At 59.2% G+C, this 25,425-nt stretch carries 21 protein-coding genes; 10 read left to right on the top strand and 11 right to left on the bottom strand.

Going from position 1 to position 25,425, the window contains the following annotated elements; genetic code table 11:
- Positions 1-42 precede the first annotated feature (42 nt).
- From A11A3_RS00760 to fadI, 6 genes are all read right to left on the bottom strand, one after another.
- Positions 43-1,272 (bottom strand): alpha/beta hydrolase, encoded by a 1,230-nt coding sequence (locus A11A3_RS00760; protein WP_008927342.1) that lies wholly within the window; start codon positions 1,270-1,272, stop codon positions 43-45.
- Positions 1,273-1,394: 122 nt separating this feature from the next.
- On the bottom strand, positions 1,395-2,285 hold the full coding sequence (locus A11A3_RS00755; RefSeq protein ID WP_008927341.1) for an alpha/beta hydrolase: 891 nt from the start codon (positions 2,283-2,285) through the stop codon (positions 1,395-1,397).
- A gap of 103 nt (positions 2,286-2,388) precedes the next feature.
- Complete coding sequence (locus A11A3_RS00750) at positions 2,389-3,585, bottom strand: CaiB/BaiF CoA transferase family protein (RefSeq protein ID WP_008927340.1); 1,197 nt, start codon at positions 3,583-3,585, stop codon at positions 2,389-2,391.
- A gap of 212 nt (positions 3,586-3,797) precedes the next feature.
- Positions 3,798-6,101: an acyl-CoA dehydrogenase gene (locus A11A3_RS00745; protein ID WP_008927339.1), complete on the bottom strand. Its 2,304-nt coding sequence runs from the start codon at positions 6,099-6,101 to the stop codon at positions 3,798-3,800.
- An 87-nt stretch (positions 6,102-6,188) separates the two neighbouring features.
- Entirely contained in the window at positions 6,189-8,348 is a 2,160-nt protein-coding gene (gene fadJ / locus A11A3_RS00740) for a fatty acid oxidation complex subunit alpha FadJ (RefSeq protein ID WP_008927338.1), read from the bottom strand.
- Between the two features lie 23 nt (positions 8,349-8,371).
- Positions 8,372-9,676: an acetyl-CoA C-acyltransferase FadI gene (gene fadI / locus A11A3_RS00735; RefSeq protein ID WP_008927337.1), complete on the bottom strand. Its 1,305-nt coding sequence runs from the start codon at positions 9,674-9,676 to the stop codon at positions 8,372-8,374.
- Between the two features lie 195 nt (positions 9,677-9,871).
- Between fadI and A11A3_RS00730 the strand changes: the two genes are divergently transcribed.
- The 6 genes from A11A3_RS00730 (at position 9,872) to A11A3_RS00710 (ending at position 15,626) form a co-directional block, all read left to right on the top strand.
- On the top strand, positions 9,872-10,477 hold the full coding sequence (locus A11A3_RS00730; RefSeq protein WP_157375192.1) for a TetR/AcrR family transcriptional regulator: 606 nt from the start codon (positions 9,872-9,874) through the stop codon (positions 10,475-10,477).
- A 93-nt stretch (positions 10,478-10,570) separates the two neighbouring features.
- Positions 10,571-11,488, top strand: a complete 918-nt coding sequence (locus A11A3_RS00725; RefSeq protein WP_008927335.1) for an alpha/beta fold hydrolase — start codon at positions 10,571-10,573, stop codon at positions 11,486-11,488.
- Between the two features lie 440 nt (positions 11,489-11,928).
- Positions 11,929-12,231, top strand: a complete 303-nt coding sequence (locus A11A3_RS00720) for a putative quinol monooxygenase (protein WP_008927334.1) — start codon at positions 11,929-11,931, stop codon at positions 12,229-12,231.
- A 75-nt stretch (positions 12,232-12,306) separates the two neighbouring features.
- Complete coding sequence (locus A11A3_RS00715) at positions 12,307-13,377, top strand: RelA/SpoT domain-containing protein (protein ID WP_008927333.1); 1,071 nt, start codon at positions 12,307-12,309, stop codon at positions 13,375-13,377.
- 131 nt (positions 13,378-13,508) lie between these two features.
- Entirely contained in the window at positions 13,509-14,378 is an 870-nt protein-coding gene (locus A11A3_RS17360; RefSeq protein ID WP_202802655.1) for a hypothetical protein, read from the top strand.
- A 294-nt stretch (positions 14,379-14,672) separates the two neighbouring features.
- Complete coding sequence (locus tag A11A3_RS00710) at positions 14,673-15,626, top strand: hypothetical protein (protein ID WP_040296546.1); 954 nt, start codon at positions 14,673-14,675, stop codon at positions 15,624-15,626.
- Between the two features lie 31 nt (positions 15,627-15,657).
- Here the strand turns inward: A11A3_RS00710 and A11A3_RS17355 are convergent, their stop codons facing one another.
- A complete protein-coding gene (locus A11A3_RS17355; protein ID WP_008927331.1) occupies positions 15,658-16,620 on the bottom strand; it encodes an IS30 family transposase in 963 nt (320 codons plus the stop codon).
- Positions 16,621-16,794: 174 nt separating this feature from the next.
- On the opposite strand from A11A3_RS17355, the gene A11A3_RS00700 reads away from it, so the two are divergent.
- Positions 16,795-17,721 carry a hypothetical protein gene (locus A11A3_RS00700; RefSeq protein WP_008927330.1) on the top strand — a complete coding sequence of 309 codons (927 nt, stop codon included), beginning with the start codon at positions 16,795-16,797 and terminating at the stop codon, positions 17,719-17,721.
- Positions 17,722-17,817: 96 nt separating this feature from the next.
- Complete coding sequence (locus A11A3_RS17630; RefSeq protein ID WP_157375189.1) at positions 17,818-18,444, top strand: hypothetical protein; 627 nt, start codon at positions 17,818-17,820, stop codon at positions 18,442-18,444.
- A 174-nt stretch (positions 18,445-18,618) separates the two neighbouring features.
- On the opposite strand, the gene A11A3_RS00695 is transcribed toward A11A3_RS17630, so the two are convergent.
- The 4 genes from A11A3_RS00695 to efp form a co-directional block, all read right to left on the bottom strand.
- Positions 18,619-18,951, bottom strand: coding sequence for a hypothetical protein (locus A11A3_RS00695; RefSeq protein ID WP_008927329.1), 333 nt, complete (start codon positions 18,949-18,951; stop codon positions 18,619-18,621).
- Positions 18,952-19,074: 123 nt separating this feature from the next.
- Entirely contained in the window at positions 19,075-20,673 is a 1,599-nt protein-coding gene (locus tag A11A3_RS00690) for a GMC family oxidoreductase (protein ID WP_008927328.1), read from the bottom strand.
- A 220-nt stretch (positions 20,674-20,893) separates the two neighbouring features.
- The gene (epmA, locus tag A11A3_RS00685) at positions 20,894-21,829 is read right to left on the bottom strand and encodes an EF-P lysine aminoacylase EpmA (RefSeq protein WP_008927327.1); all 936 of its coding nucleotides are present in this window, start codon (positions 21,827-21,829) and stop codon (positions 20,894-20,896) included.
- Positions 21,830-21,838: 9 nt separating this feature from the next.
- Complete coding sequence (efp, locus tag A11A3_RS00680; RefSeq protein WP_008927326.1) at positions 21,839-22,408, bottom strand: elongation factor P; 570 nt, start codon at positions 22,406-22,408, stop codon at positions 21,839-21,841.
- Between the two features lie 45 nt (positions 22,409-22,453).
- Between efp and epmB the strand changes: the two genes are divergently transcribed.
- Both epmB and A11A3_RS00670 read left to right on the top strand, forming a co-directional pair.
- Positions 22,454-23,461 (top strand): EF-P beta-lysylation protein EpmB, encoded by a 1,008-nt coding sequence (gene epmB / locus A11A3_RS00675; protein ID WP_008927325.1) that lies wholly within the window; start codon positions 22,454-22,456, stop codon positions 23,459-23,461.
- 194 nt (positions 23,462-23,655) lie between these two features.
- Positions 23,656-25,422 (top strand): cyclic-di-GMP receptor FimW-related protein, encoded by a 1,767-nt coding sequence (locus tag A11A3_RS00670; RefSeq protein ID WP_008927324.1) that lies wholly within the window; start codon positions 23,656-23,658, stop codon positions 25,420-25,422.
- The last annotated feature ends 3 nt before the right edge of the window (positions 25,423-25,425 follow it).

The following is a 25,425-nucleotide window of genomic DNA, read 5'->3' as shown; positions in this document are numbered from 1 at the left end:
CGACGCTCGAGTCGCGAACATGCCTGCGACAAGCCCTCTTCTTTACCCCGCCAGCTCCACGTCCCGCTCTACCAACGCCTGTTTCATGAAATCGCGCATGGCCTTCAGATACAGGCCCTGGTCCAGGTGCAGCAGATGGTTGCCCGGGAACCAGTGCAGGTCGCAGCGGTTCCAGTGTTGCCAGAGTAGCTGGCTGTGCTTGGGTGGGGCGAAGCGGTCGCCGGCGCCGCCGATGATCATGCGCCCGGACTGGGGCACCCGGCATGGCCAGGTCAGGGGTGAATGCAGGGCGGTGAGTTTGCGCAGGCCGCTCATATCGGTGTCGAAGATTTTCTGGAACAGGGGAATCTGCTGGTTGATCGGGAACCAGCTCTTCATCAGGTCCATGATGCTGACCAGCGGCACATTGGGAATGGCAAAGGCCAGGTCGTCTTCCAGGGCGGCCAGCAGGCCGGTGGTGTAGCCGCCCAGGGAGATGCCGGTGGCGCCGATGGCCGGGCTGCCCTGATCGCGCAGCATGGCCATGAACAGGCGCAGGTCATGGATGGCATGGGCAAAGGTCTCGTTGAGCATGGCCATGCCCTGGCTGAAGAATTCCGCCCCGCTGAACGGTGCCAGCCGCCCCTTGCGCCGGCCATGGAAAGGCAGCGTGTAGAGCAGCACATCAAAGCCCTGCTTGTAGAACCAGGGCAACGCCAGCCAGCGGGTATTGAGCCAGTACGGGTCGGCGACAAAACCGTGGATCATCACCAGCGTCGGGCGCGGCTCACCATGATGGCGCCAGTGCTGGGCCCAGGCGGTGCCGTTGGGTTTGTGGGCATGGTAACGCTCACGCAGCTCCGGGTTGCGGGTCTCGAACGGTGAGCGGAAATGCAGGGTGTAGGCGTCACCGTCTTCCGGCTGGAAGTGATAGCGGGCCACCGGGGCACGGTGAATGTCCGCCCGCTGCTGCGGCGGTGCAAAAAAGACATTGGGGTCGTCCTCGTCGAGGAACGACTGGTAAAAGCGGCTTTGTTCCCGATCCTGTTGCTGGCGTTGCTTGTTGAGCGCCGCAGGCAGCGCCGCGGCGCCGGCCATGCAGGCCAGGCCGGTACGGGCGATATTGTCGATGGATGCGGTGTAATCAATGCGCCAGCGGGTATCGCTGTCGGCCAGGAAGTGGTCCGGCAAGGCATGAAAATAACGTGGCAGGGTATCCCACCAGGGCTGGATCAGTTCCGGCAGGTCCTCATCGCAGTAATCGTGGGGGTGAATACGTGGCAGTTCGGTCATGCCGTCTCCCGGTTCGTGATCAGCGCAGAAACCTCAAGTAGACGCTGGCATGGCCGGGCCGACAATGACCCAAAGGGGCGCGATTTTGTCAGCCCGGCGCGGGCCCTGCCAGCCTGATGCTGTCAGTGGGCCTGGATGAAATCCACCACCCGCTTCACGTCTTTGCGGGCCTCCGGCAGGAAGGGCACCATGATCGGCCAGACATGGAAGACGCCACCGCGCTCCAGCCACTCCACCTTGACCCCGGCCTTCTCGGCGGACTTGCGCACCAGCTTGGCGTCCGCATAGAGCACCTCGTCGGTACTGGCGGTGATCATCAGCGGGCAGATGCCGGTGTAGTCGGCCAGGCCCGGTGAGGCGTAGGGGTGCTGGCGGTCCTGCGGGTCGGGCACATAAATATCGATCACGGTGCGGATGATATCCGCCGACAGCATGGCATCGCTGGGGTCCAGAGCGGCCAGTACCTTGTCATCCGGAAAACAGCTGCTGCCCGGCGAGAAGGTCACCGCGCAGCGCGGTTGCGGCAGCTGCTTGTCGCGCAGGTGCAGCAGTGTCGCCAGGGTCAGGCCGCCACCGGCGGAGTCACCGGCGATAACGATATCCTGGGGCGACTTGCCCAGGCTCAGCAGGTATTCATAGGCTTCCAGTGCCCGGTTTACCGCCGCCGGAAAAGGGTGTTCCGGCGCAAACGGGTAAGTGGCCAGGTAGACCTCGCCATGCAGTTGCCTGGCCAGCCGGCCGGCCAGGTTGTGGTAGGTCCTGGTAACGCCGCCGATGTAGGCGCCGCCGTGCAGGTAAAGCACGGTCACGCGTGGATCGCGCACACTGAGGCGTTCGCCCTGGAAGGCCGGCACCTTGATCTTCTCCAGCTTGACGCCGCGCGGCAGCAGGGTGATGGAGGGCGTGTTGTTGAAGACCTTGCGCAGATGGCGCACCAGCTGCTCCTGGTTGAGGCCATCACGCTTGATGGTGCGGCGGGTCACCGCCTTGATGATTCGGGCCTGGATACTCATTGCTGCGTCCGTTTGTTGTTGTGCTGGTGATCGGGTTCGTATGGATGCCTCAATGTAGAGGCTCGGGCCCCGCCGTGGCAGGGCCGATGGGGCCAGTCCGTGGTCAGGCCCGGCGTCGGGGCGCCTCCACCGGCGGGTTGTGCTGGCCCAGGGCCGGGCTGTCACCGTCACGGGTCTGCGCATTCACAAACCTGATCGGTGAGCGCAGCACCGGGCCGCGAGCGTTGCGGGTCATCAGCTCGCGGGCCTGCACCTGCTCGTTCGCCAGCGCCTCTTCCAGCGTCAGGATCGCCGACACACAGGTGTCCTTGTGGGCCAGGCGCGCCTCCCACTGGTCGCGGGTGCGGGTCAGAAGAATCAGCTGAATCGCCCAGCGCACCGGCACCATCAGGCGGCGCAGTTTTTTCGGGTCACCGGCCAGTTTGGTGAGCGCATCGTTGCCACTGCTTTTCGGTGTGCGGGCCGCGCTGTTCGGGGTGTTAGACGTTTTACTTTTGGCTTTCTTGCGCCACAGAAACGCCGGCGTGATTTCCTTCAGGAACGCCATAAAGAACTTGGGTTCCAGGGAGCCCACGGCCAGGTACCTGCCATCACGGCAGCGGTAGATGTTGTAGTTGGCCAGGGCACCGGTGAGCATGTCCTTGCCACGGGGCTGGCTGCTGCCATGCTGATGATGGGTGGCCAGCGCCATGCTCTGCAGGGCCAGGGCGCCATCCAGCATGCCCACGTCCACCCAGCAGCCCTCGCCGCTCTGGCGCGCGCCCATCACCGCCGCCAGGATGCCGATGGCGCAGTTCTGCGCGCCGCCGGCCAGGTCGGCAATCTGCACATTGGACATGGCCGGGCGCTTGCCCGGCAGGCCGGTCTGGTCGAGCACGCCGGCATAGCCCAGGTAGTTGAGGTCATGGCCGGGGCGGTCCGCATAGGGCCCGGTCTGGCCGTAGCCGGTGAGCGAGGCATACACCAGTTTCGGGTTGATCGCTCGCAGCGTGTCATAGCCGCAGCCGAGCTTGTCCATGACGCCGGGACGAAAGGATTCCAGTACCACATCGGCGTTCTTCACCATGGCCTTGAAATGTTCCACATCCTCGGCCAGGCGCAGGTCCAGGGTGATGGACTGCTTGCCCCGGTTGACGATATCGAACAGCTCCGGTGACAGCTCGCGGGCATAGTCCCCGCCGTCCGGTTCCTCGATCTTGATCACCTCGGCGCCCAGTTGCGCCAGCGTCAGCGAGCAGAAGGGGCCGGGCAGCAGGCGGGACAGGTCCAGGACCTTGAGGCCATCCAGTAATGGGTTCATGGGCAATACCTGTGCAAGAAGCTGGCACGCAGACATGTTTCACGTTGGTACGGCAAACCGTTGTGACTCGGTGAGCCAGGGCCACTCATGCTGTGTGCGTGTTGCGTTGTTATGGGCAGGGCGGAGATTGGCGAATGCCAATCTCCGCCGTTGGAGTTGTAGCGGGTTGACGGCGGAGAGGGGCTGACGCCCGTTTCCGCCCTACGGATCGATTACTCGCCGGACGCCTTGGCCAGTTCGTAGGCCGGCGGTTGTTCCATGCCGCCATCGCCGGTGGCGCTCATGGCCGGGATACCGCCGGCACCGTAGTATTCGTCCTTGGTAAACACGTCCACTTCAATGGCCTGCAGGCAGGCGGCGGTGGCGTCATTGAGCAGCGCCAGCTCGGCGTCGGTGATCACACCCTGGGCGGCGGCATCTGCGGCCACCTGGTCGATCTTGCCACGGCCCAGTTTGCGGGCTTTCTGGGCCGCACGAATTTTCTCGCGCACCGGCTCGGCCTCGGTGGTCAGGCGGAAGGCCTTGAGCAGGCGGCCCAGGCCCTGGTCGCTTTCCGGCGGCATGTAGTTGCCACCCACCAGACGCTTGTACTGGTCGCCATAGCTTTGCAGGGCCAGTGCTGCCTGGTGGCTGAGCTGATCATTGGGCAGTTTGGCCAGCGGGTTGAGGCCCAGCCAGACACGACCAACGGTTTTCAGGATCACGCCCACCGGGCCATCGAAGTTTTCGTAGATGCCTTCAAAGGCGTTCTGGATCTGGGCCAGGCCGTATTCGCCGGCGTACTGCACCAGGGCCAGGTCTTCGGCCTTGCGGCCTTCCGCCTCGAAACGGCGCAGGGCCGAGGTGGTGATGTAGAGCCAGGCAACCACGTCCGCATAGCGGCCGGTGAGATTGCCGCGGGCTTTCAGCTTGCCGCCCACGAAGAACATGGCCAGGTTGGTGAGCAGGCCGAAGCGGGTGGCCGCCCAGCCCAGACGGCGGTAAATGCTCCTGGTCTGCGGCGCCACACTGGGCACCTTGACGGTGAAGAAACCACGGGTGACGCCGCGTACCAGGGTCATCACAAAGCCGAGCAGGAACTGCACCATCCAGCCGGTCAGATTCTTGCGGAAAGCGCCCACGTCATTGTTTTCCACCGCCTGTACCACCTTGTAGGCGTACGGGTGGCAGCGGGTGGCACCCTGGCCGAAGATCATCAGGGTACGGGTCATGATGTTGGCGCCTTCCACGGTGACGCTCACCGGTGCGGAGTTGTACAACCGGCCCATGGTGTTGTTGGGGCCCTGCATGACGCCGTAACCGGCGGTCACGTCCATGGCATCGGTGCCGGTGTCGCGGCCCATCTCGGTGGAGTAGGCCTTCATGATGGCGGAGGTCACCGGCGGCTGAATGCCGTGGTCCACCGCGGAGCAGCCGAACACGCGGGCGGCGTCGAAGGCGTAGGTCATGCCGGCGGCCTTGCCGATCTTGTGCTCCACCCCTTCCATGCGGCCCACCGGAATGCCGAACTGCTGGCGCACCATGGAGTAGGCGCCGGCGATCATGGCGCCGTGGCGAATACCGCAGATACCGGTGGCGGGCAGGGAGACCATGCGCCCGCCGGCCAGTGCTTCCATCAGCATCTTCCAGCCCATGCCGGTGTATTCCACGCCGCCAAGCACATTGCCGGCGGGCACGATCACGTCACGGCCGACAATGGGGCCGTTGGGGAAGTGCTCGCCAATCGGTTGGTGGTGGTCGCCGATATGCAGGCCTTCGGTGCCCGGCGCGCCTTTCTCGATCAGTACCACGGTAATGCCCGGTTCCTCGCCCTTGCCGAGCAGGTTGTCCGGGTCGTGCAGACGCACCGCCAGGGAGACCAGGTTGGCCACCGGCGCCAGGGTAATGTAGCGCTTGCGGAAGTTGAGCTTGAATTTGATCTGGCCGTCACTGTCCTTGAACACCACGCCTTCGGCCTTGATGGAGGCCGCGTCGGAGCCGGCGGTGGGCTCGGTCAGGCCGAAGCAGGGCATGAACTCGCCCTTGGCCAGTTTCGGCAGGTAATAGTTTTTTTGCTCGTCGGTGCCGTAGTGGCCTAGCAGCTCGGCGGCGCCCAGGGAGTTGGGGATCACCACCATGGCGCTGAGCAGGCCGGAGTAGGAGCTGACCTTGGCCATGATGCAGGACTTGGCCTGGGTGGACATGGGCATGCCGCCGTATTCCTTGGCGATCTGCATGGCGAAGAAGCCGTTCTCGGCCATGAACTTGAACACATCATCGGGCAGTTTGCGGGTGCGCGACAGTTCATAGCTGTCAGCCATCTGCAGCAGCTCTTCCACCGGGCCATCCAGGAAGGCCTGCTCGTGGGCGGGCAGGGTGTCGTAGTGTTCGGCGAGGATTTTTTCGAAATCCACCTTGCCGCCGAAGAATTGCCCGTCGATCCACACATCGCCGGCTTCCAGCGCCTGGCGCTCGGTATCGGAAATTTGCGGCAGGACCTTGTTGTCCCGCATCCAGTTCATCAGTTGGTTAAACATGGTTGTTGCCATCCTGTTGGGTTATTCATGCCCTGCCTGGCAGGGCGTTATCTTTTCGGCGCCGGGCGTCCGGCGTCTGACGCTTCATTAATCCTGATAAAAGCGGGCTTTCTTTTTCGCCATGTCGATCAGTATCGGTGCCGGCTTGAAGCGCTCGCCGTACTGCTCGGTAAGCCGCTCCAGGGTGCGTACCGCGTTGACCAGGCCGAGGCTGTCCATGTAGCGGAACGGGCCGCCGCGGAACGGCGGGAAGCCGAGGCCGAAGATGGCGCCGATGTCACCGTGCATGGGCTCGCTGATGATGCCTTCCTGCAGGCAGTAGGCCGCCTCGTTGATCATCATCCACAAACAGCGGCTGACGATTTCCTCGTCGTCCGCATCCCGTGAGGTGGTCACATTCATCAGCTCGTAGAGCGCGGTGTTCACCGGTTTCTCGCCCTTGGCCACGCCTTCATAGATATAGAAGCCGCGGCCACTCTTGCGGCCCAGATAGTTGTTCTCGATCATCAGGCCGGCGGCATCCGGCGACGCCATACGCTCGCCAAAGGCCTTCTCCAGTACCGGGCCCACCTTGGTGCCCACGTCCACGCCCACCTCATCGAGCAGGGTGATGGGGCCCACCGGGAAGCCGAAGCGCACCAGCGCCTGGTCCACCTGTTTCACGTCCACCCCTTCGGTGAGCAGGCGGGTGGCCTCGTTCAGGTAGGGGGCGAGAATGCGGGTGGTGTAGAAGCCGGGGCCGTCCTTCACCACGATCACCGTTTTGCCCTGGGCCTTGCCGAAGGCCACACAGCCGGCGGTCACCGCCGGGTCGGTCTGGTCGGTGGTGATGATTTCCAGCAGCGGCATTTTTTCCACCGGCGAGAAATAGTGCAGGCCGATCACGTTCTGCGGGCGCTTGGCGGCGCGGGCAATCTCGGTGATGGGAATCGACGAGGTGTTGGAGGCAAAGATGGTCTGGTCGTTGCCGTGTTCTTCCACGTCCTTGAGCATCAGGTGCTTGAGCTTCACATCCTCGAACACCGCTTCCACCACCAGGTCCAGGCCCTTGAAGCCGCTGTAGTCGCTGGTGAAGCTGGCGCGGCCCAGCTCGGCGCTGGCATCGGCGGCGCTCATGGCGCCTTTTTTCACGCGCTTGTTGTAGAAGTCGCGCAGGTATTGCACGCCATGGGCCAGGCCCTTGTCGTCCCGGTCTTTCAGGCGCACCGGCAGCTTCGCCTTGTTGACCGTGGTCAGCGCGATACCGGCGCCCATCAGGCCGGCACCCAGCACCCCGGTGCGATGAATCTGGCGCGCCTGCACGCCATCGGCCACGAAGGTTTCTTTCTTCAGGGTGTTGGTGGCGTGGAAGATGCCGCGCAGCTGTTTGGACTGCGACGACATGGCCAGCTCGCCGAACAGCCGCGCCTCGGTGGCGTAGCCTTGCGCCAGGCCGTTTTCGTAACCGGCTTCCACCGCATCGATGATCGCCGGCGGCGCCGGGTAAAGGCCGTGGGTTTTCTTCGCCGCCTGCTTGCGGGCCTGGTCGAACACTACCTTGCGCCCCAGGCTGTTCTGTTCCAGCGCGGCCTTGGTCAGGCCTTCTCTGGAAAAGTAGTCGCCCAGGCTGATGCCGGCGTCGTCTTTTTCGCCGGCCAGTTGCGCGGCGCGGGCCACGGCGCGGTCGTACACGGCCACCGCGTCCACCACTTCATCCACCAGCCCCATCTTCCTGGCCGGGCGGGCTTTCAGCTGGCGACCGGTGAGCATCATGTCCAGGGCGCTGGCAATGCCCACCAAACGCGGCAGGCGCTGGGTGCCGCCGCCGGCGGGCAGCAGCCCCAGCATCACTTCCGGCAGGCCCAGCACGGTGTCGCCACTATTGGCGGCAATGCGGTAGGAGCAGGCCAGCGCCAGCTCCAGGCCGCCGCCCAGGCAGGCGCCCTTGATGGCGGCCACCACCGGAATGCCCAGGGTTTCCAGCTTGCCGAAGGTCTGCTGGCAAAGGGTGGACAGGTCGCTGACTTGCTGGGCGTTTTCGGCCTTTTCAAACAGGTTGATGTCGGCACCGGCCATAAAGGAGCCGGGCTTGGTGGAATACAGCACCAGCGCCTTGGGCCTGGCGGATTCAATGTCACTGAACGCCGCGTTGAAGTCGTCGGCGAATTCCGCCTTGAGGGTGTTCTGGGCGTCGCCGGGGACATTGATCTCCAGCACCGCCACACCGTTATCCAGCGGTTTCACTGTAAAAGCGCGTGATTGGGTCATAACCGTTTCCTTGATTCCGCTGCTTATTCCGTTTCCAGCACCATGGCCGCACCGATACCGCCGGCGGCGCAGGCGGTGGTCAGGCCCAGGCCGCCACCGCGGCGCTGCAGTTCGTAGAGCATCTGGCTGATGATGCGCGCCCCGGTGGCACCGAAGGGGTGGCCGTAGGCAATGGAGCCGCCGTTAACGTTGAGGATGCTGCGGTCCACCTCGCCGGGGGCGGCCAGGCCGGTCTGGCTGCGTACATAGTCGTCGTCGGCCAGGCCGCGCAGGTTGCAGGCCACCTGGCCGGCAAAGGCTTCGTGCATGTCCACCAGGGTCAGGTCGTTAAGGCCCAGCCCGGCCCGCGCCAGGGCAGCGGGGGCGGCCAGCACCGGGCCCATCAGCAGGTCATCCTTGGGCGTGCGGGCGGCAAAGGCGTAGGAGCGGATATAGCCCAGCGGCTGGTAGCCCAGTGCCTTGGCCTTCTTCTCGCTCATCAGCAGCAGGGCGCCGGCGCCGTCGGTGAGCGGGCTGCTGTTGCCGGCGGTGACGCTGCCGGAGACCTTGTCGAACACCGGCTTGAGCTTGCTGTAGCCGGCCCGCTCGGAGTGCTTGCGCACCAGGTTGTCGTCTTTCAGCGGCGTGGCCCTGGGCGGCAGGAAGGCGGTCATCACCTGCTGGTCCAGGCGGCCTTCGGCCCAGGCGCGGGCGGCGTTGGAATGGGAGGCATGGGCCAGATCATCCTGCTCGTCGCGGCCCACGCCCCACTTCTTGACCATCTTCTCGGTGCTCTCGCCCATGGTTTCGCCCACCGAGTATTCGGTGATCGACGGCGCCTGGGGCAGCAGGTCCCTGGCTTTCAGCTGGCTGAGCAGTTTGATGCGATCCTTCATGCTCTTGGCAAAGCTGACATCGCGCAGCACCGCGCTCAGCTCGCTGGACAGCGGCACCCGGGCGCAGCTGGTGGAGTCGGTGCCACCGGCAATGGCCAGGTCGGTGTAACCGGCGACAATGTTGTCGGCCACGTTGGCGGTGGTCTGGAAGCTGGTGGCACAGGCGCGGGTAACGGAATAGGCATCCACCGTGTCCATGCCCAGGGCCAGGGCGATTTCCCGGGCAATAAAGGGGGCCTCCGGGATCATCACCGTCATGCCGAACACCAGTTGCTCGATGTCCTTCTGGTCCAGGTTGTTCCGGGCCATCAGCTCCTGCACCACCATGGCACCCAGGTCGATGGCGTTGAGGTCCTTGTAGTGGGTGGCGATGCGCGCAAACGGCGTGCGCAGACCATCGACAATGGCCACGCGGCCGGCGCGACCGGCCAGCTTCATCTTGCGAACGGGCATTCCTGTCTCCTTGGCGGATTCATGCCGGCATGGTGTAATTTAAATTACACAAGTGGCGGACATAAAAACTGACATTGAATAGTGTCAAAGTGTTTCGAGACTAGAAGGGTGTTGGAACCGAGTCAATGCCAAGGTGTACACTGTCCGACAGTGGTGTAATAAAAATTACAGACTGACATTCAAGGATACCCAGCCGTGACTTCCAGACACGCGGTGCTACCGCTCTCCCGGCAGGACCCGCAAGTGCGCGCGCGCATCGAGTGGGCGGCAGTACAGGTGTTTGCCCGCCAGGAATTCCACCAGGTCACCCTGCAGGAAATCGCCCGGGCCGCCCAGTGCAGCCTGCAAACGCTGTATCGCTACTATGGCAGCAAGGAGGCCCTGCTCAGCGCCTGCCTGCACCACGGCCTGGAGCAGCTGGCCGAACGCATGCTTGACCACCTGGCCGGCATCGATACCTACCGCGACCGGCTCAGCAAGGTGTTCTGGGTGGTGCTGGATTTCTTCGACCGCAACCCGCAAATGGGCCGCATGATGATCAACTCGGTGTACCCGGGGCGCTGGGGCAGCGACACCACGCCGGGTCAGCAGCGCCTCACCGAACTGTTTCTCAGTGTGCTGCATGAGGGCCAGCAACAGGGCATCCTCAACGACCGGGTGGCCACGCCCATCCTGCTGGATTTCTTCTACGGCGTATTGCTGCGCATTTCGCAGATGCATCTGCTGCGTGGCCGCGAAGGTCCCATGGCCGATCAGCACGGCGTGCTCTTCGACATGCTGTGGCGGGCCATTACCGCCTGATCAGGCCAAAAGCGCGCACATACCTTGTGGTTTGTATGGCCCTTTTCTATGTTGGTGAATCAAATCCGAATCGCCCATAGAGAGGAAGGTCCCATGCAGTCAGGCACCATCGCCAGTAACGGCATCGAGCTGTTTTATGAAAGTCGCGGCCCGGAAAACGGCGAGCCCGTGGTCTTTGTCATGGGGCTGTCCGCGCAGATGGTGTTCTGGCCCGACGTGCTGCTCGACGAGCTGGCCGAACAGGGCTACCGGGTGATCCGCTTCGACAACCGCGACGTGGGCAAATCCACCCGCATCCGCAAGCGCTTCAAGCAGGGCCCCATGGGCGCCATTGTGCGCAGCATGCTGCGCATGAAAGTGGAGTCCGCCTACACCTTGCACGACATGGTCGCCGATACCGTCGGCCTGCTCGATGGCCTGGGCATCGACAAGGCTCACCTGGTGGGGGCCTCCATGGGCGGCATGATCTCACAGCTCACCGCCGCCACCCACCCGGATCGGGTGCTCAGCCTGACCTCCATCATGTCCAGCACCAACAGCCCGCTGCTGCCGCCGCCCAAACCGGCGGCCCTGAAAACCCTGGTGGCGCCGCGAGTCAAAATCGAAACCGAAGAACAGTTCATCGAATTCGGCCTGGCCATGATGGCCAAGCTCGGCGGCACCCTGCCCCAGGGCACCGAGGAGCTCACCGAAATGTACCGCCAGAGCTGGGCCCGTGGCATCAACCCGCGCGGCATCCGTAACCAGTTCATGGCCATCATGGCCACCGGCAACTTCACCCGCCAGCTCAAGCAAGTGCGCTGCCCCACCACCGTCATCCACGGCGGCGCCGACCCGCTCATCCGCCCCGCCGGCGGCCGCGCCTCTGCCCGCGCCATCCGCGGCGCGCACCTGTCCATCATCCCCGGCATGGGCCACGACTTCCCGCCCTCGGTGATCGACCGCATTGCCACCTTGATCGTGGAGAACGTGCAGCGGGCCCAGGGCCAGGGCGAGGCGGTGGTGGCGTAACAACAATGGACCGTTGATCGTTGAGAGTTGACAGCTCGCGAGGACGGGTTGTTGATGCTGAGCTCATAGGAGCCGCGTCCATGGATTGGGTGCGGCTTTTTTGTTGCGGGGAGCTTGATCGGTTTTCAACGGAATCGGCCTTGATATTGGCAGAGTCTTCCTGCCCGTAACGCTAATGCGCTGATATATATCGGGAAAATTGAAACATGGAAAAGAAAACAGGGGGCAGGGTTCAAAGGAACGTTCCTTTGAACTCCGTGTAGGAAATTTGCCATTACATTCTATCGTGTTGTTATGGCAGGATTTTCTCTCAAGGAAGGGGGGGGCGGCTTCAGAGTTATAAGGAACCGAGTTATACGGAACGTTCTAATGAATATGCTGTTAGGCTTGCAAGAGAACATCGCGCATCGTGATGTCGTTTTAACAACAGGAGACATGCCATGGTCAAAGTAGCCTTGTTCGTTCGCCTTGAAGCGAAACCCGGAAAAGAGAAAGAGGTTGAGAACTTCCTTGTGAGTGGCCTTCCCATCGTCAATGAGGAGCCTGACACCACTGCGTGGTTTGGCATTCGCCTTGGACCAAGCACTTTCGGAATCTTTGATGCTTTCCCGGATGAAGCGGGTCGGCAGGCCCATCTCTCCGGCAAGGTCGCAGCCGCGTTGATGGCAAAGGCAGGTGAGTTGTTCTCCGAGCCCCCGTCCATCGAAAACGTTGATGTACTTGCGGCAAAGCTACCTAGCTAGCAAGCCTAACAATTCGTTCAAGCCGACGCCGCTTCGCGGCGCGGCTTAACTCAGGCGTTAGATTGAAAGGAAAATATGGCCAAAATCAGCCCATTGTATTCCAAAAAACAGGTCGCAAAAGCAGGTGATATCCTGAGGGATGCCGCATCCGAAAAAGCAGACAAGACTTGGGCAATGGAAGTGTTGAGCAATTGGAGGGGAATCCACTCTTATCCAATCAATACATTCCAGGCAACTCTCAGGGACAAGCTAAGAAGCATTGATAACGATGCTCTTGTTGCTCAGCGACTTAAACGTGCCCCCTCAATCATCAGTAAGTTGCAGCGCTTTCCCGGAATGAAGCTGTCAAGGATGCAGGATATTGGTGGTCTGAGGGCTGTGGTGGGCGATCTGGAAAAGGTATTCAAGCTAAAGGAAAATTATAAAAATTCCCGATTTCAACATGAGTTGGTTGGAGAAAAAGACTATATCGAATCGCCTAAGGATACGGGGTATCGCGGTATACACCTAATCTATAAATACAAAAATAATAGGGTCAATCACTATGATGGTTTGCAATTAGAACTCCAGATTAGGACAAGGCTTCAGCATGCTTGGGCAACCTCTGTCGAAACGATGGGGACCTTTCTAAATCATGCATTAAAATCTTCTGAAGGTCCTGATGAGTGGTTGGATTTCTTTGCTTTGACAGGCTCTGCTTTCGCGCTATATGAGGGCTGCGGTCCTGTGCCTGGCTATGAAGCGTTAGGTGAGATAGAGACATACGAAAGAGTGCTTGAAGAGGCCCAAAGATTAGATGTTATAGATAGATTGCAGGCTTTTGCTGTAGCTGCGCATTCTATAACAAATGATAGTCAAGGTGGGAGCTACCATATCGTTATTCTTCGCCCGCATGAAAAAACAGTTGAGATTGAGAGTTTTGGCAAGAAAAAGCTCCCTCAAGCTAACGCAAGGTATTCAGAGTACGAAAGCAAAATAGAAGCTGGCGATGATATTCAGGTTGTTCTCGTTGCGACTGGATCTATTGATTCTTTGAAACAGGCGTACCCAAATTATTTTTTGGATACGCATGAGTTTGTAAACGTTATCTATGTGTTAGAAGAGAAGGTAAAAGAGGCTAACAGCCCGGAGAATACAGGCAAATAAACTGCGCTACTTTATCGAACGGTCTTTTTATGAATAAAATACCTAGTTTACTTGCTTCCTTCCCATTGAGCGAGCCTAAAGAAGGTCGCGCCCAAAACTCCATAAATGGAGGTGACGCAGAATCATACGCCATGAGTAAGTTTATTTTGGCATGCAGGGGAGAAGGGCATTGGGGGTCAAGAGAGGAGGATAATTCGAAGATTGATCTAATCTTTTCATTCGAACATCCCTGGGCATCTGGGGAAAGAATGATGGTCCTTTGCCAAGTGAAGTCCGGGAACTCCTATGGCTCATTGACCGAGAATGGATTTGAATTAAAAAGTAAGGCGAAGGCAGCTGCAATTCGGTCAAGTCACCAAATATGTGTTGTTTGGATCGACCGTAATGAGAGAAAAGCTTTTTGGGCCTATATCCACCCTGACTCGGTCGCTAGAGCGCAAAAATATGGAGCATACCATGAGGTGACTCCTGCAACTAAGTTTGACTTGGCCCGCTGCATCTCTATGGCTAGATCGGGTTCAAAGGGGGCTAAAGGCTTACATATCAGACGAAGGGATACACCCATTGCGATTCGCAGAAAGACGGTGAAGGGCCGCTACCAGGATATTAGAACGGTTCGATCACCGGTTCTGGGTGAAATAGAGCTGGGCAGAGTAGGCTGGCGGCACATGTTCAGAAAAGGACGCCGCAAAGAAGGTAAAATCAGAAGTTTAGAAATCATCCCTTACTTGCACCGATTGCTTCCTAGGTGGCCAACTACTCACGCTATAACTTCTAGTTCAGAGTTTAAGGTTAATGGCTACACATACCAAGTTCGTGAACACCTCTTAAAGTTCGATGAGCTAACTGTGTCTTCAAAAAATGAGGAGGTGCGGGAAGATCTATGCGCCCACGTGAGAGTAAGAGAGGAAATCTGCTACCCAAACGACTGGGAATCAGTTGTCATGCTTTCCCAGCAAGTTAAGAGGCGTATAGTTTTAAAATCAGCGTATTACAAGTAAAAAAATGGTTGTTGGGCTGCCAGCACTTGCGTCATTGCTCTGCCAGAAGTACCGGAGCAACCCAGAATTTCATGGCATGGTTAGCAGATAGCGTGCTGGGCGCTAGCGATGCCAGCGCACTCAACCCAACTCCCAGTAAAGTCTCCCATTATTCGCGGGAGTTTGGCAAATCAATCTAACCAGTAGTTGCAGTTCGTTTCGGCCCTGGCGGGCCTCCACCGGACCGATTTTCCGGCGCGGTAGCGCCTCCAAACCGGCCGCTGAACATTGGCGTTATATTTCTTGGTGCCAATCATGTGGCTTCTAAACAAACTTTTTACCCACGTAGATCAGCCGAAACCTCGGTTTGCATTTCAAGGCACCGTAAATTGGATGCGAGGCTTAGCCATTCTCGCGGATGATCAATTTTCCCACCAGCAACTGAGGCTGTTCTATCAGGCTGTTCAGCGCCGCCAGCCAAATGAACAAGCAGATGCTTTAGCCTATGAATGCCTCACGATGTCGATGCACAACGTCAGTGCGCTCGATTCGCTAGAGGTAATTGAAGACCCTTACCCAATCGTAAGGTCAGCAATTGTTGCGTGGTATTACGCCACTTACTATGCCGCTAAGGCAATGTTGGCGGCGTCTTCTGGTGCTGATCCCCAAACGCACGCGTCAGCGGGAAAGGTGTGGCAAGCGGAGATCGTAGCTGGTGGTCTAGTTAAATCGCCGTTCGATCTGAGTATTACCGACATTACCCCCAACAACGTGCGCCAAGTTATGGCTACCTTGAGAGGCGGTAACAGGCACGACCTGAATACTGAGCCAACGGACGAAGATATGGCCAATGGCGCTCTCTACTCGTACCTCAAAGGAACGGCAGAGTACGAGCAGTGGCGCCTTGAAGAAATGGTTAAAGCAAGCCGCGAATACAGGCAAGGTGGTTTCAACAGCTTCCGATCTAATGCGGCAAAAGCCTTGCGGGATGCAAAGCTCAGACCCGCTCACGTGAACTATCTGGTCCAAGCGTTCCGCTATCGAGGCAAAGCCAACTATCGTGACGCCATCTATTTGTCCTACGGGCGAGATGATACGGAAAGGTTGCGGCAATTTGTCTCTGATCTCGCCACCGTAGCTGGTGCATTCTCACTAATGGCAGCGCACTATGCAGCAAAGCGTGTGATAAGAAATGATTGGGCCGAATTCAGTGCTGATTTGGAAGAACATGCAAAATTTGAGTTGCCCTTCGATTTGGGCGAAACCTAGTATCAAGTTTGAACCGCGACAGTAATCGGTGTCAGCAACCATAGTAGATTTCCTCTGGTGTTTTATAGTTGTGTCGCTTTCTTGGGCGGGAATTGAGCTTATCTGCGATCCGGTCACATTCAATCTGTGTAAGGCCTGACATAGTGGCGCCCTTGGGAAGATATTGCCGAACAAGGCCGTTCGCATTCTCGTTGCTGCCTCTCTCCCATGAGTGGTGAGGGGTGGCAAAGTAAAATTTGACACCGGTACGCTCTTCTATCTTTTTGTGCTGATGGAACTCGGTTCCGTTATCCGCAGTAATGGTCTTGTACGAGGCGGGATCACGCCCAATTAAGCGAATCACTTTTTTGTTGAGTGATTTTGTCGATCTATCCTTAAGCTTCCCGATTTGTATAAAGCCAGATTTGCGTTCAACGATGGTGACAATACAGTCCGTTGAGCCTGTGCCCATCACCGTGTCGATCTCCCAATGCCCCCTGTAACGCCGAGTTTCGACAGTTGCTGGCCTTTCTGAGATATGTCTCTTGTCGGCTAATCGGCCTCTGCTGTCATAGGCCCTGTAGCGTTTTCTACGCTGCTTGCTTGACTGCCTGAGATGCATCCACAGATTGCCGCCATCTGACTTGTCTCGCCATAAATACTGATAAATCGTTTCATGGCTTATATGTCGCGGCATTAGCGAATGACGCCGGATGTGACCGCTAATTTGCTCTGGAGACCACTTCTGTCGAAGCAGCTTGCGGATGATTTTGAAATCCGCATCCGTGTAATGCCGATTGCGCCTGGAGCGGCTGCGGCGGGCCCGGGTTCGTCGCTCAGCTTTGCTGGGCCGATAGGAGCCGTCAATGTGCGAGCAGCTGTTGCGTTTCAATTCCCGATATATCGTGGAAAAGTGACGCCCAAGCTGTTTGGCAATTTCTCTGACAGACAGGCCTTGCTGTCGCAATGTGGAAAGCATTACCCTCTCTTCGTAGGTGAGCTGTATATATCTCATGGCAATTTCAACTTCTTGGCGGGAGTGAAAGTGCTGGTATTACAGCTCACCTTTTTATTGCAGGGAAGTGTCGCGCTTAGTTTATGAATTCGGCAAACATAACAAGCGATTAAGCACGGACGCAGCAAAGCTGCGCCGCTTAGCTTGTCGTTAAGTGTAAGAGGATGCTGAACGATGATCATCAATAAAAAAAGAATCAGGTCGTTATCGAGCTACGCAAAGGGAATTCCAGAAAACCAAAACGTGGTTATAGCAGTTGCAGTTCCGGATATCGTTAAAAATAATCCACAAGATGTGGGGTTTAGCGACCAATTGGAACCGGGCGAAAAGGTGCTACCAACGGCTATTGGCAATGTCACTCTCTTCAATTCAGGTGGAAAAGAAATACCTCTGAAAGACCAGCCAAAGGAAACTCACTATCGGCAGCAGGAGTGGGCGTGGAAAGAGTTTAGGGGGAGATATGACTTTGAGGAGAAGTCAAGAATAGTAGATATACCTTATGAGCGATATCCCAGAAAGATAGTCCCTCCGCCGTCTATCGAGATTAGCATTGCTGTCGATATAGCGGGCACGAAGCTCATAGTGGCTGATCCAATTAGCTTAAACGCAAATAATGAGGAAACTATCGTTCATGTAATAAACATGTTCTTGGAAGCGTTTGGTATTTGCGAAATACGGAACGAGGACCTAGATTCCGTCATCCGGTCGCCCATAAAAAGATTGAATTGGGATGTGCTTCCAAAGGGTCAAAAACCTTGGGGAGCTTTAAAGCCGCTATTGCAGCCAGTAATTAATAATCAGTCCGAGGGCAACAAAGTTGTAATTGAAAAGCGTTTCGAAGCAATAAACTCTTGTGAGCCCGAGTTTGTGGCTGTTGGGCAAGCCGGATTTTCTGGATATATCGTTTTCGGTTTTCCAGAATCGGATTTATACGTCCTGGAAAGCACTCAGACAAACAATGCCACTTATGTTATTGAAAATAACTGGGAGTATTTATCCGGGTTAACCAAGGCCGAAATTCTTCAGAACAATCTCCACAAAGAGCGAATAATCCATAGGGAGAATTGGTTTGAAGAAATTGGCAGAGTTTTGTCCGAGTAAACACTTAACAATCGCAGGCAATCCGACGGATTTTTCGTTTCGCCTGCGGCTCCACTACAAACCCACGGTTGCTCCTGGCGTTAGGCAAAAGGAAATATGCGTTCAACAAGAGATAATCTATATTTCGGCGAACAGTCAAAAGATTTCTGGGTGTGGGTCAACCCCCAGAGCTTCTCTGTTCGCCACCAAATTGGGGTTGTTGGATGTTTTACATCTGCGGGCAGTATTGAAAGAGGAAAAAGTAATCTTCCTTTTGTGGTGAATCCTGATTTCCAGGGCGATGTTTCGCCGTTCTCGATTGGAGTTACACACCAATATACCGCCGAATATAACTTTGAAATAAACAGACTGTGTTACTTTGCCGAATACCCAAGTAGATTGAATGCGATATATCTTTTGCCATCAGAGCAAGAGGCAGAGAAATATAAGCAGCGACATATGGGGCATGTTGGTGGAAGGATTCTAAAAAAGGTGAGGTCAGTCGGGCCGTTTGTTTGTTCAACTCATGATTCTGGCTGGGTTGATTTTCTGAGGCTTCCTCATTGTTGTGATGACGATACGATACACAACGTTACGCAAGCCTATTGGCGAGGTGTTAATGTAGACCAATGCGGGTTAAAGTCTTTTGGCAAACCTTGGTCGCAATCACCTATTACTGAGGTTCTTTTTTTGGGTAGGGTTGACTTTTATGATCGTGCTTTGCCAGACCAGCAAAATGCCTAACAATTTGGTGCAGTGGAACCAGTTACGCTCCGTAAATTATATGGTATCGCTTCGCTCTTTTTACCATAAAATTTACTCCCACGGATCCGGGGCTAGGTCTCTCATCGTGCAATCGAAAGCAATGTTCAAGCCTAGATCAAAAAAACGAGACCATGACAAATGCATGAGCATTTATTAAATACAATCCTCGTCATCCGGCTTGCCGCAATTCAGGCAATGTTTCTTGAAGAAAATATCGAAGACATTCATTACGTCTCCTGACCTTACGTAAAACTGGCCTTCGCACCATGGGCAAAACCCCCTAAAAAAGAAGTTGAACCATAAAGCAACGGTTAGAAAAGTCAGGAAAATCAAAGGTGCGAAGAGGATTTCGTCAGATAAGCCAAGAAGGCTTGCCAGCACTGCACCAGCCGGTATAAAAACAAAAAAGCTTAGTAGAAATTGCTTTTTTGCCTTCATCATTTTCCTGTAGCGAAGGGTTTTGTCTCTGTCCTTGAGCTCAGCCATTCTATGCCATCCATGGGGCATGTAAGCGCCCTGGCCAAAAAATAACCAACAGAGCCAGGCCCCCATTTCCCATCAATACAACAGCCTGGAAAGTGTGAAACCTGACCCTGATCTTTCCCGTCCTTAAACCCGAGACCTGCCCCGAATCATATCCACCGCTTTCTCCGCAATCATCATCACTGGTGCATTGGTGTTGCCGCCGATCAGGGTGGGCATGATGGAGGCGTCGATGACGCGCAGGCCTTCCAGGCCGTGGACACGCAGTTGCGGGTCGACCACGGCGCTGTCGTCGGTACCCATTTTGCACGAGCCCACCGGGTGGTAAACGGTGTCGGAGCGTTGCTTGATGACCTCGCGGATCTCGTCATCGCTGTTCACGTTGGCGGTGAACATGTCTTTTTTCATCCAGCGTTTCATGGAGGGAGCCTGCATGATGTCGCGGGTGATCTTGTAGCCGGCGACCATGTCTTCCAGGTCCTGCGGGTCTTCCAGGAAAGCCGGGTCGATCAGGGGCAGGTCGTCCGGGTTGCCGCTGGCCAGTTGCACGCTGCCGCGGCTGCGCGGGCGCAGCAGGCAGACGTGGCAGGAGTAGCCCTGGGTGAAGTGCAGTTTACGGCCGTGGTCGTCCACCAGGGCAGTGACCATGTGCAGCTGGATGTCCGGGGCGGTGAGTTGCGGGTCGGTTTTCAGGAAGGCGCCGGCCTCCGCGAAGTTGGAGGCCCACAGGCCGCGGCGCTCCTTGCGGTAGGTCACCATGGCCTTGAGCGCTCGCCAGATACCGCCGGGGGAAAAGCCGAAGGTGGCCGGGCTTTGTGTGGTGTAGCCGAAAATGAAGTCCGGGTGGTCCTGCAGGTTCTTGCCCACGCCGGGCAGGTGATGGACCACCGGGATGCCGTGTTTTTTCAGTTCCTGCTCGTCGCCCACGCCGGACAGCATCAGCAGCTGCGGTGACTGGAAGGCGCCGGCGGACAGCAACACTTCCTTGCGAACACGCAGGGTGCGCAGTTGCTTACCCTGTTTGAATTCCACGCCCACGGCGCGTTTGCCCTCGAACAGGATGCGCTGCACCTGGGCCTTGGTTTCCACCTGCAGGTTGCGGCGTTGCAGGTGCGGGAACAGGTAGGCGCGGGCGCTGCTCCAGCGTTCGCCGTCTTTCTGGGTGACCTGGAAGACGCCGGCGCCTTCCTGTTCGGCACCGTTGAAGTCGTCGGTGATGGGGATGTCGCATTCGCGGGCGGCATCCAGGAAGTAGCCCTGGAAGGGGTTGCCGGTGCGGCTGTCGCTGACCCACAGCGGGCCGTCGGTGCCGTGGTAGTCGTTGTTGATGCGCTCGTTGTGTTCGCTGAGGCGGAAGTAGGGCAGTACATCCTGGTAGGCCCAGCCGTCATTGCCCAGCGCCGCCCACTGGTCGTAGTCCTCACGGTGGCCACGGATGTAGACCATGGCGTTGATGGCCGAGGAGCCGCCCAGGCATTTGCCGCGGGGCTGGAAGCCCTGGCGGCCGTTGAGGCCCTTCTGGGGTACGGTTTCCATGACCCAGTTGTTGACCGGCTTGGAGAGCATGGCCACGGCGCCGGCGGGTACGTTGACCAGCAGGCCGTCCCCGCTGCCGCCGGCTTCCAGCAGGCAGACGCGGGTGTCCGGGTCTTCGCTCAGGCGCCCGGCCAGGGCGCAACCGGCGGACCCGCCGCCGATGATCAGATAATCGAATTCGTTTTCCACGTTAGCTCCCCGTTTCTTGTTAGTTGTCAGGCTTTACGCGATGTCCACGATGCGCCTGTTGTCGCTGGCGTGCGACGACCCAGTCAGCAGAACGGACCGATGGAGCGACAGCCTGAAAACAGACTAGCACCGGGGTTTTGGGGCGGTAAGTACCCTTTGTGTCACCGCCGAGGAAGAAATGGGCAGGCCGCAAGGAGGCTGCCAGCGGGCGCCGGCAAGGTCAGGCGCGGGCCCAGGGGAAGGCCAGTACCGCGTCGATGCGGTCGCTGCCCTGGCCGGCCATCAGCAGCCGCTCCACGCCCATGGCCACACCGCTGCAGGCGGGCAGGCCGGTGTCCATGGCGGCCAGCAGGTAAGGGTCTGCGGCCATGGTAGGTTGCCGGTTTTGCTGGCGCAGGGTGTTGTCCCGGGCGAAGCGCCGGCGCTGTTCGTCGGCGTCGGTGAGTTCCTGGTAGCCGTTGGCCAGCTCCAGGCCCCGGTAATAGATTTCGAAGCGGCGGGCCACCGGGGTGCCGTCGTCGTCCGGGTGGGTCTGGGCCAGGGCGGCGGCCCAGGCGGGGAAGTCGGTGACCACGCTGAGTTGCTCGGCGGGCAGGGCGGGTTCCACCCGGGTGGCCATCAGGTAGTCCACGGCGGCGCTTTTGCTGAGGCCGGCCGGGGCGCCGTGCTGTTCGGCGCCGGCAATCAGGGCCGCGTCGCTGGCGATGAGCGGGTCCAGCCCGGTGCTGTCGGCGAACAGGGTGCGAAAGCGGTAGGCGTGGCTTGGCACCTGCGGGAACAACTCGGCAAACAGCGCCAGGCATTCGTCCACCAGCTGCGCCAGGGTAAAGCCGGGCCGGTACCACTCCAGCATGGTGAATTCCGGGTTGTGGCGCCCGCCGGCTTCGCCGTCGCGGTAGGCCTTGCAGAGCTGGTAAATGGGGCCACTGCCGGCGGCCAGCAGCCGCTTCATGTGGTATTCCGGGGAGCTTTGCAGGTAGCCGTGGCCGGGCACGGCAATGCACTGGATGTGCGGGTCGCTGACGCCGTGGCGAGCCAGTTGCGGGGTGTCCACTTCCAGCACGTTGCGGGCCGCAAAAAAAGCGCGCACTGTGCTCAGCAGCTCAGCGCGCGCCTTGATGGCCTCGAGAGAGGCGGTGGGCTGCCAGTCGCTCACGAGGCGGGCCTAGCTCTTGATGCGGCCCACGTAATCGCCGGTGCGGGTGTCGACCTTGACGATCTCGCCGGTCTGTACGAACAGCGGCACACGAACCACGGCGCCGGTGGACAGGGTGGCGGGCTTGCCGCCGGTGCCGGCGGTGTCGCCTTTCAGGCCCGGGTCGGTCTCAACGATTTCCAGCTCCACGAAGTTGGGCGGCGATACGGACAGCGGCTCGCCGTTGTAGAGGGTCACTTCACAGATGTCTTCTTCCTTGAGCCACTGCTTGGCGTCGCCCACGGCGGCTTCATCGGCCTGCTTCTGCTCGAAGGTGGTCTGGTCCATGAAGTGCCAGAACTCGCCATCGTTGAAGATGTACTGCATGGAGACGTCCATCACGTCGGCGCCTTCCAGGGAGTCGCCGGACTTGAAGGTGCGCTCCCAGACTTTGCCGCTGCGGAGGTTGCGCAGCTTGACCCGGTTGAAGGCCTGGCCTTTACCGGGTTTGACGAATTCGTTCTCGATAATGGCGCAGGGGTCGCCGTCGAGCATCACTTTCAAGCCAGACTTGAATTCGCTGGTAGAATAGTTGGCCATAAAACACTTCCACAGGGTTGATGTATGCCGTTACAAAGGCTGGCAATGATAACGCAGGAAGCCGCCGGTTGGCAGCAACCGGACTGGCAGCGTCAGCAGGCCGACCTGATCACCGAGCCCGGCGCTCTGCTTGAGCTGCTGGGGCTGGAGCCGGCGGACCTGCCCGGCCACCTGGCTGCGGCGGCGGATTTCCCGTTGCGGGTACCACGCCGCTATGCGGCGCTGATGGAGCCGGGTAACCCGGATGACCCCCTGCTGCGCCAGGTGCTGAGTGCCCCCGAGGAGCTGCACGACAGCCCCGGTTTCGGCCAGGACCCGCTGGACGAAGCCGAGCACACCGCGGTGCCCGGCCTGCTGCACAAGTACCATGGCCGCGCCCTGCTGGTGGTCACCGGCGCCTGTGCGGTGCATTGCCGTTACTGCTTTCGGCGCCATTTTCCCTACCAGACGCACCTGAGCGGCCAGCGCTGGCAACAGGCGCTGGACTGGCTGGCCGGGCGACCGGATATCAGCGAGATCATTCTCAGCGGCGGTGACCCGCTGACGCTGACCAACCGGCGCCTGGCGCAGTTGCTGGAAGCCCTGGCGGCGCTGCCGCATCTCAAGCGCCTGCGCATCCACAGCCGCACGCCGGTGGTGATCCCCGAGCGGCTGGATGACGAGTTGCTGGCCCTGCTGGCTGCGCCGCGTTGGCAGACCACCCTGGTACTGCACGCCAACCACCCCCGCGAGGTCAGCGAGGCGCTGGCGGCCCGTTGCCGGCTGTGGCGCAACCAGGGCATTACCCTGCTGAACCAGAGCGTGCTGCTGGCGGGTGTGAACGACTGCACAAAAACGTTGTGCGATCTGTCAGAAACGTTATTTGCGGCGGGGGTGTTGCCCTATTATCTGCACCTGCTTGATCGGGTGAAGGGGGCAGCCCACTTCATTGTCACGGATGACCGTGCCCGGATATTGCACTGGCAGTTGCGCGGGCGCCTGCCCGGCTACCTGGTACCGCGGTTGACGCGGGAGGAGCCGGGGGAGGATGCAAAAACTGTCATTGCTGGTTAAAAAGTCAACGTTTACAGATATGTAACTGTATCGTAAAGTCCTGTGATATAGGTCTCAGAAAAAACAATAAGTTGCCAGCAAGGAGTGCCTGGGCACCCTAAGACCCGCCTTCTCTCACTGTCGAGGCTTTGGATGCCACCGTAGTGAGGCGCTTCACGGCACCGGAAGGCATGGGCGGAGAAAAGGATTCTCTTATGGAGCAACAGACCCAGCCTGTGCGGCTGAAACTGCCCGAGCAGGATTTGCCGCACCTGACCATCGGCGCTGATCAGCCCAAGAAGCTGCAGCAGTGGGTAGACGAACTTCCCATCATGAACATGGGGGAGACGGCCCGGCAGCTTTACCAGTTCATCCAGGAACTCAATCGTTTGCAGATTGATTCCCGGCAGCGGCTGCAGCTGCTCGAAGTGGTACGCCCGTCCATTGATCATGTCAGCCACACCCTGGAAAAACACTACCTGAACCAGTCACTGGTGCTGCCGGAGAAGGCGCGCCGGGTGGCCAGCCTGGCCCAGGCCCTGCAGGGGCACCTGGCCAATGGCTACAAGCTGGTGGCGGTGCGCGGGGTGCGCAAGATCCGCGACAAGGCGGTGCGCCGCTCCGTGGCCATGGCCATCCAGCGCGCCCTGGCCGCGCTGGGCGATACCCTGCTGCGTTGCTACCAACTTTATTTCCCGTCGCCGCGCAACCTGTGGCTGGAGCTGCACCAGCTCTACCTGCTGGCCGAGGTGCATGGCCTTACGCACCTGGAACTGGGCGACAAGCAGCAGCAGGATGAACCGGATATCGCTGCCTGCTATATCCGCTGCCTGTTGCTGGCCACCGCCAAGCCCAACCAGCTGCGCCAGCAGGAGCTGGCCATGCTGTACCGGGCCGGGGCCAACTGGGCCTCGTTGGTGGAGATCAAGACCGCCGGCGACAACGATGACCTGTTCGTGTTTGATCTGCAGGCCGACCGCCCGCCGATTTACCGCACCCACTCCTCCCAGGCCTCGGAAAACTGCCGCTACATCGATGCGGTGCGGCTGGTGGAGGCCCTGAGCGCCTGGCAGCGCGACCCGGGCAGCAGCACGCTGGCGGTGCCCTCGGGCATCAATGCCTCGCTGGTCAGTCACCTGCAACAGGTGTGGGGCGCGCTCACCGAGCGGGCCTTCAAGCGCATGCCGGAAAGCGGCGAGATGGAACTGTGTTTCGGGCTGGGCGCGGTGCATTACTTCCTGGCCGGGCGCACGCCGTTCGAGAGCATGGTGGAGCGCGGCGAGCTGTCGGTGCTGACCCACGAGCAGGAGAACAACCCCTTCCTGACCAACATCAAGAACAGCCAGCGCAGCAAGCAGCACAAGGATGATCCCTGGGCCAGTGCCTACCGCACCGAATTTGCCGGGGAAACCATCGACATGTCCAAACCGCCCACTGTCACCGGCAAGGACAACAGCCTGCCGGAGAGCCACCATTGCCAGAAGGTCAATGCCAGCCCCGGCGGTTACTGCCTGTCCTGGCAGGGCAATACGCCGTCGTTGCTACGCACCGGCGAGCTGCTGGCCCTGCGCGACCACCCGGACAGCCAGTGGGCGCTGGCGGTGGTGCGCTGGGTAACCCAGCTGGCCAATCACGGTGCCCGCTTCGGGGTGGAGCTGCTGGCGCCGGGCGCCCGGCCCATCGCCGCGCGGTTGCTGAAAAAGCAGGGCGAGAATTCCGACTTCATGCGCTGCCTGCTGCTGCCGGAACTGGCGGCGGTGGGCCAGCCGGCCACCCTGTTGCTGCCCACGGTGGGGTTTGCCGAGGGGGCCAAGGTGGAACTGGTGGATGCCGGCGAATCCCGCAAGGTACAACTGCTGCGGCGCTGGCAGGGTGCCTCCGGGTTCAGCCAGTACCCGTTCCGCGAACTGGTCACGGCCACCTCACAGCCCCAGGACAATAATGACGATGGGGAGCTGGATTCCATCTGGTCGTCCCTGTAACGA

It is taken from the genome of Alcanivorax hongdengensis A-11-3, from assembly GCF_000300995.1.
Taxonomy (GTDB): Bacteria; Pseudomonadota; Gammaproteobacteria; order Pseudomonadales; family Alcanivoracaceae; genus Alcanivorax; species Alcanivorax hongdengensis.
This window is presented reverse-complemented; position numbering and strand designations above follow the sequence as displayed.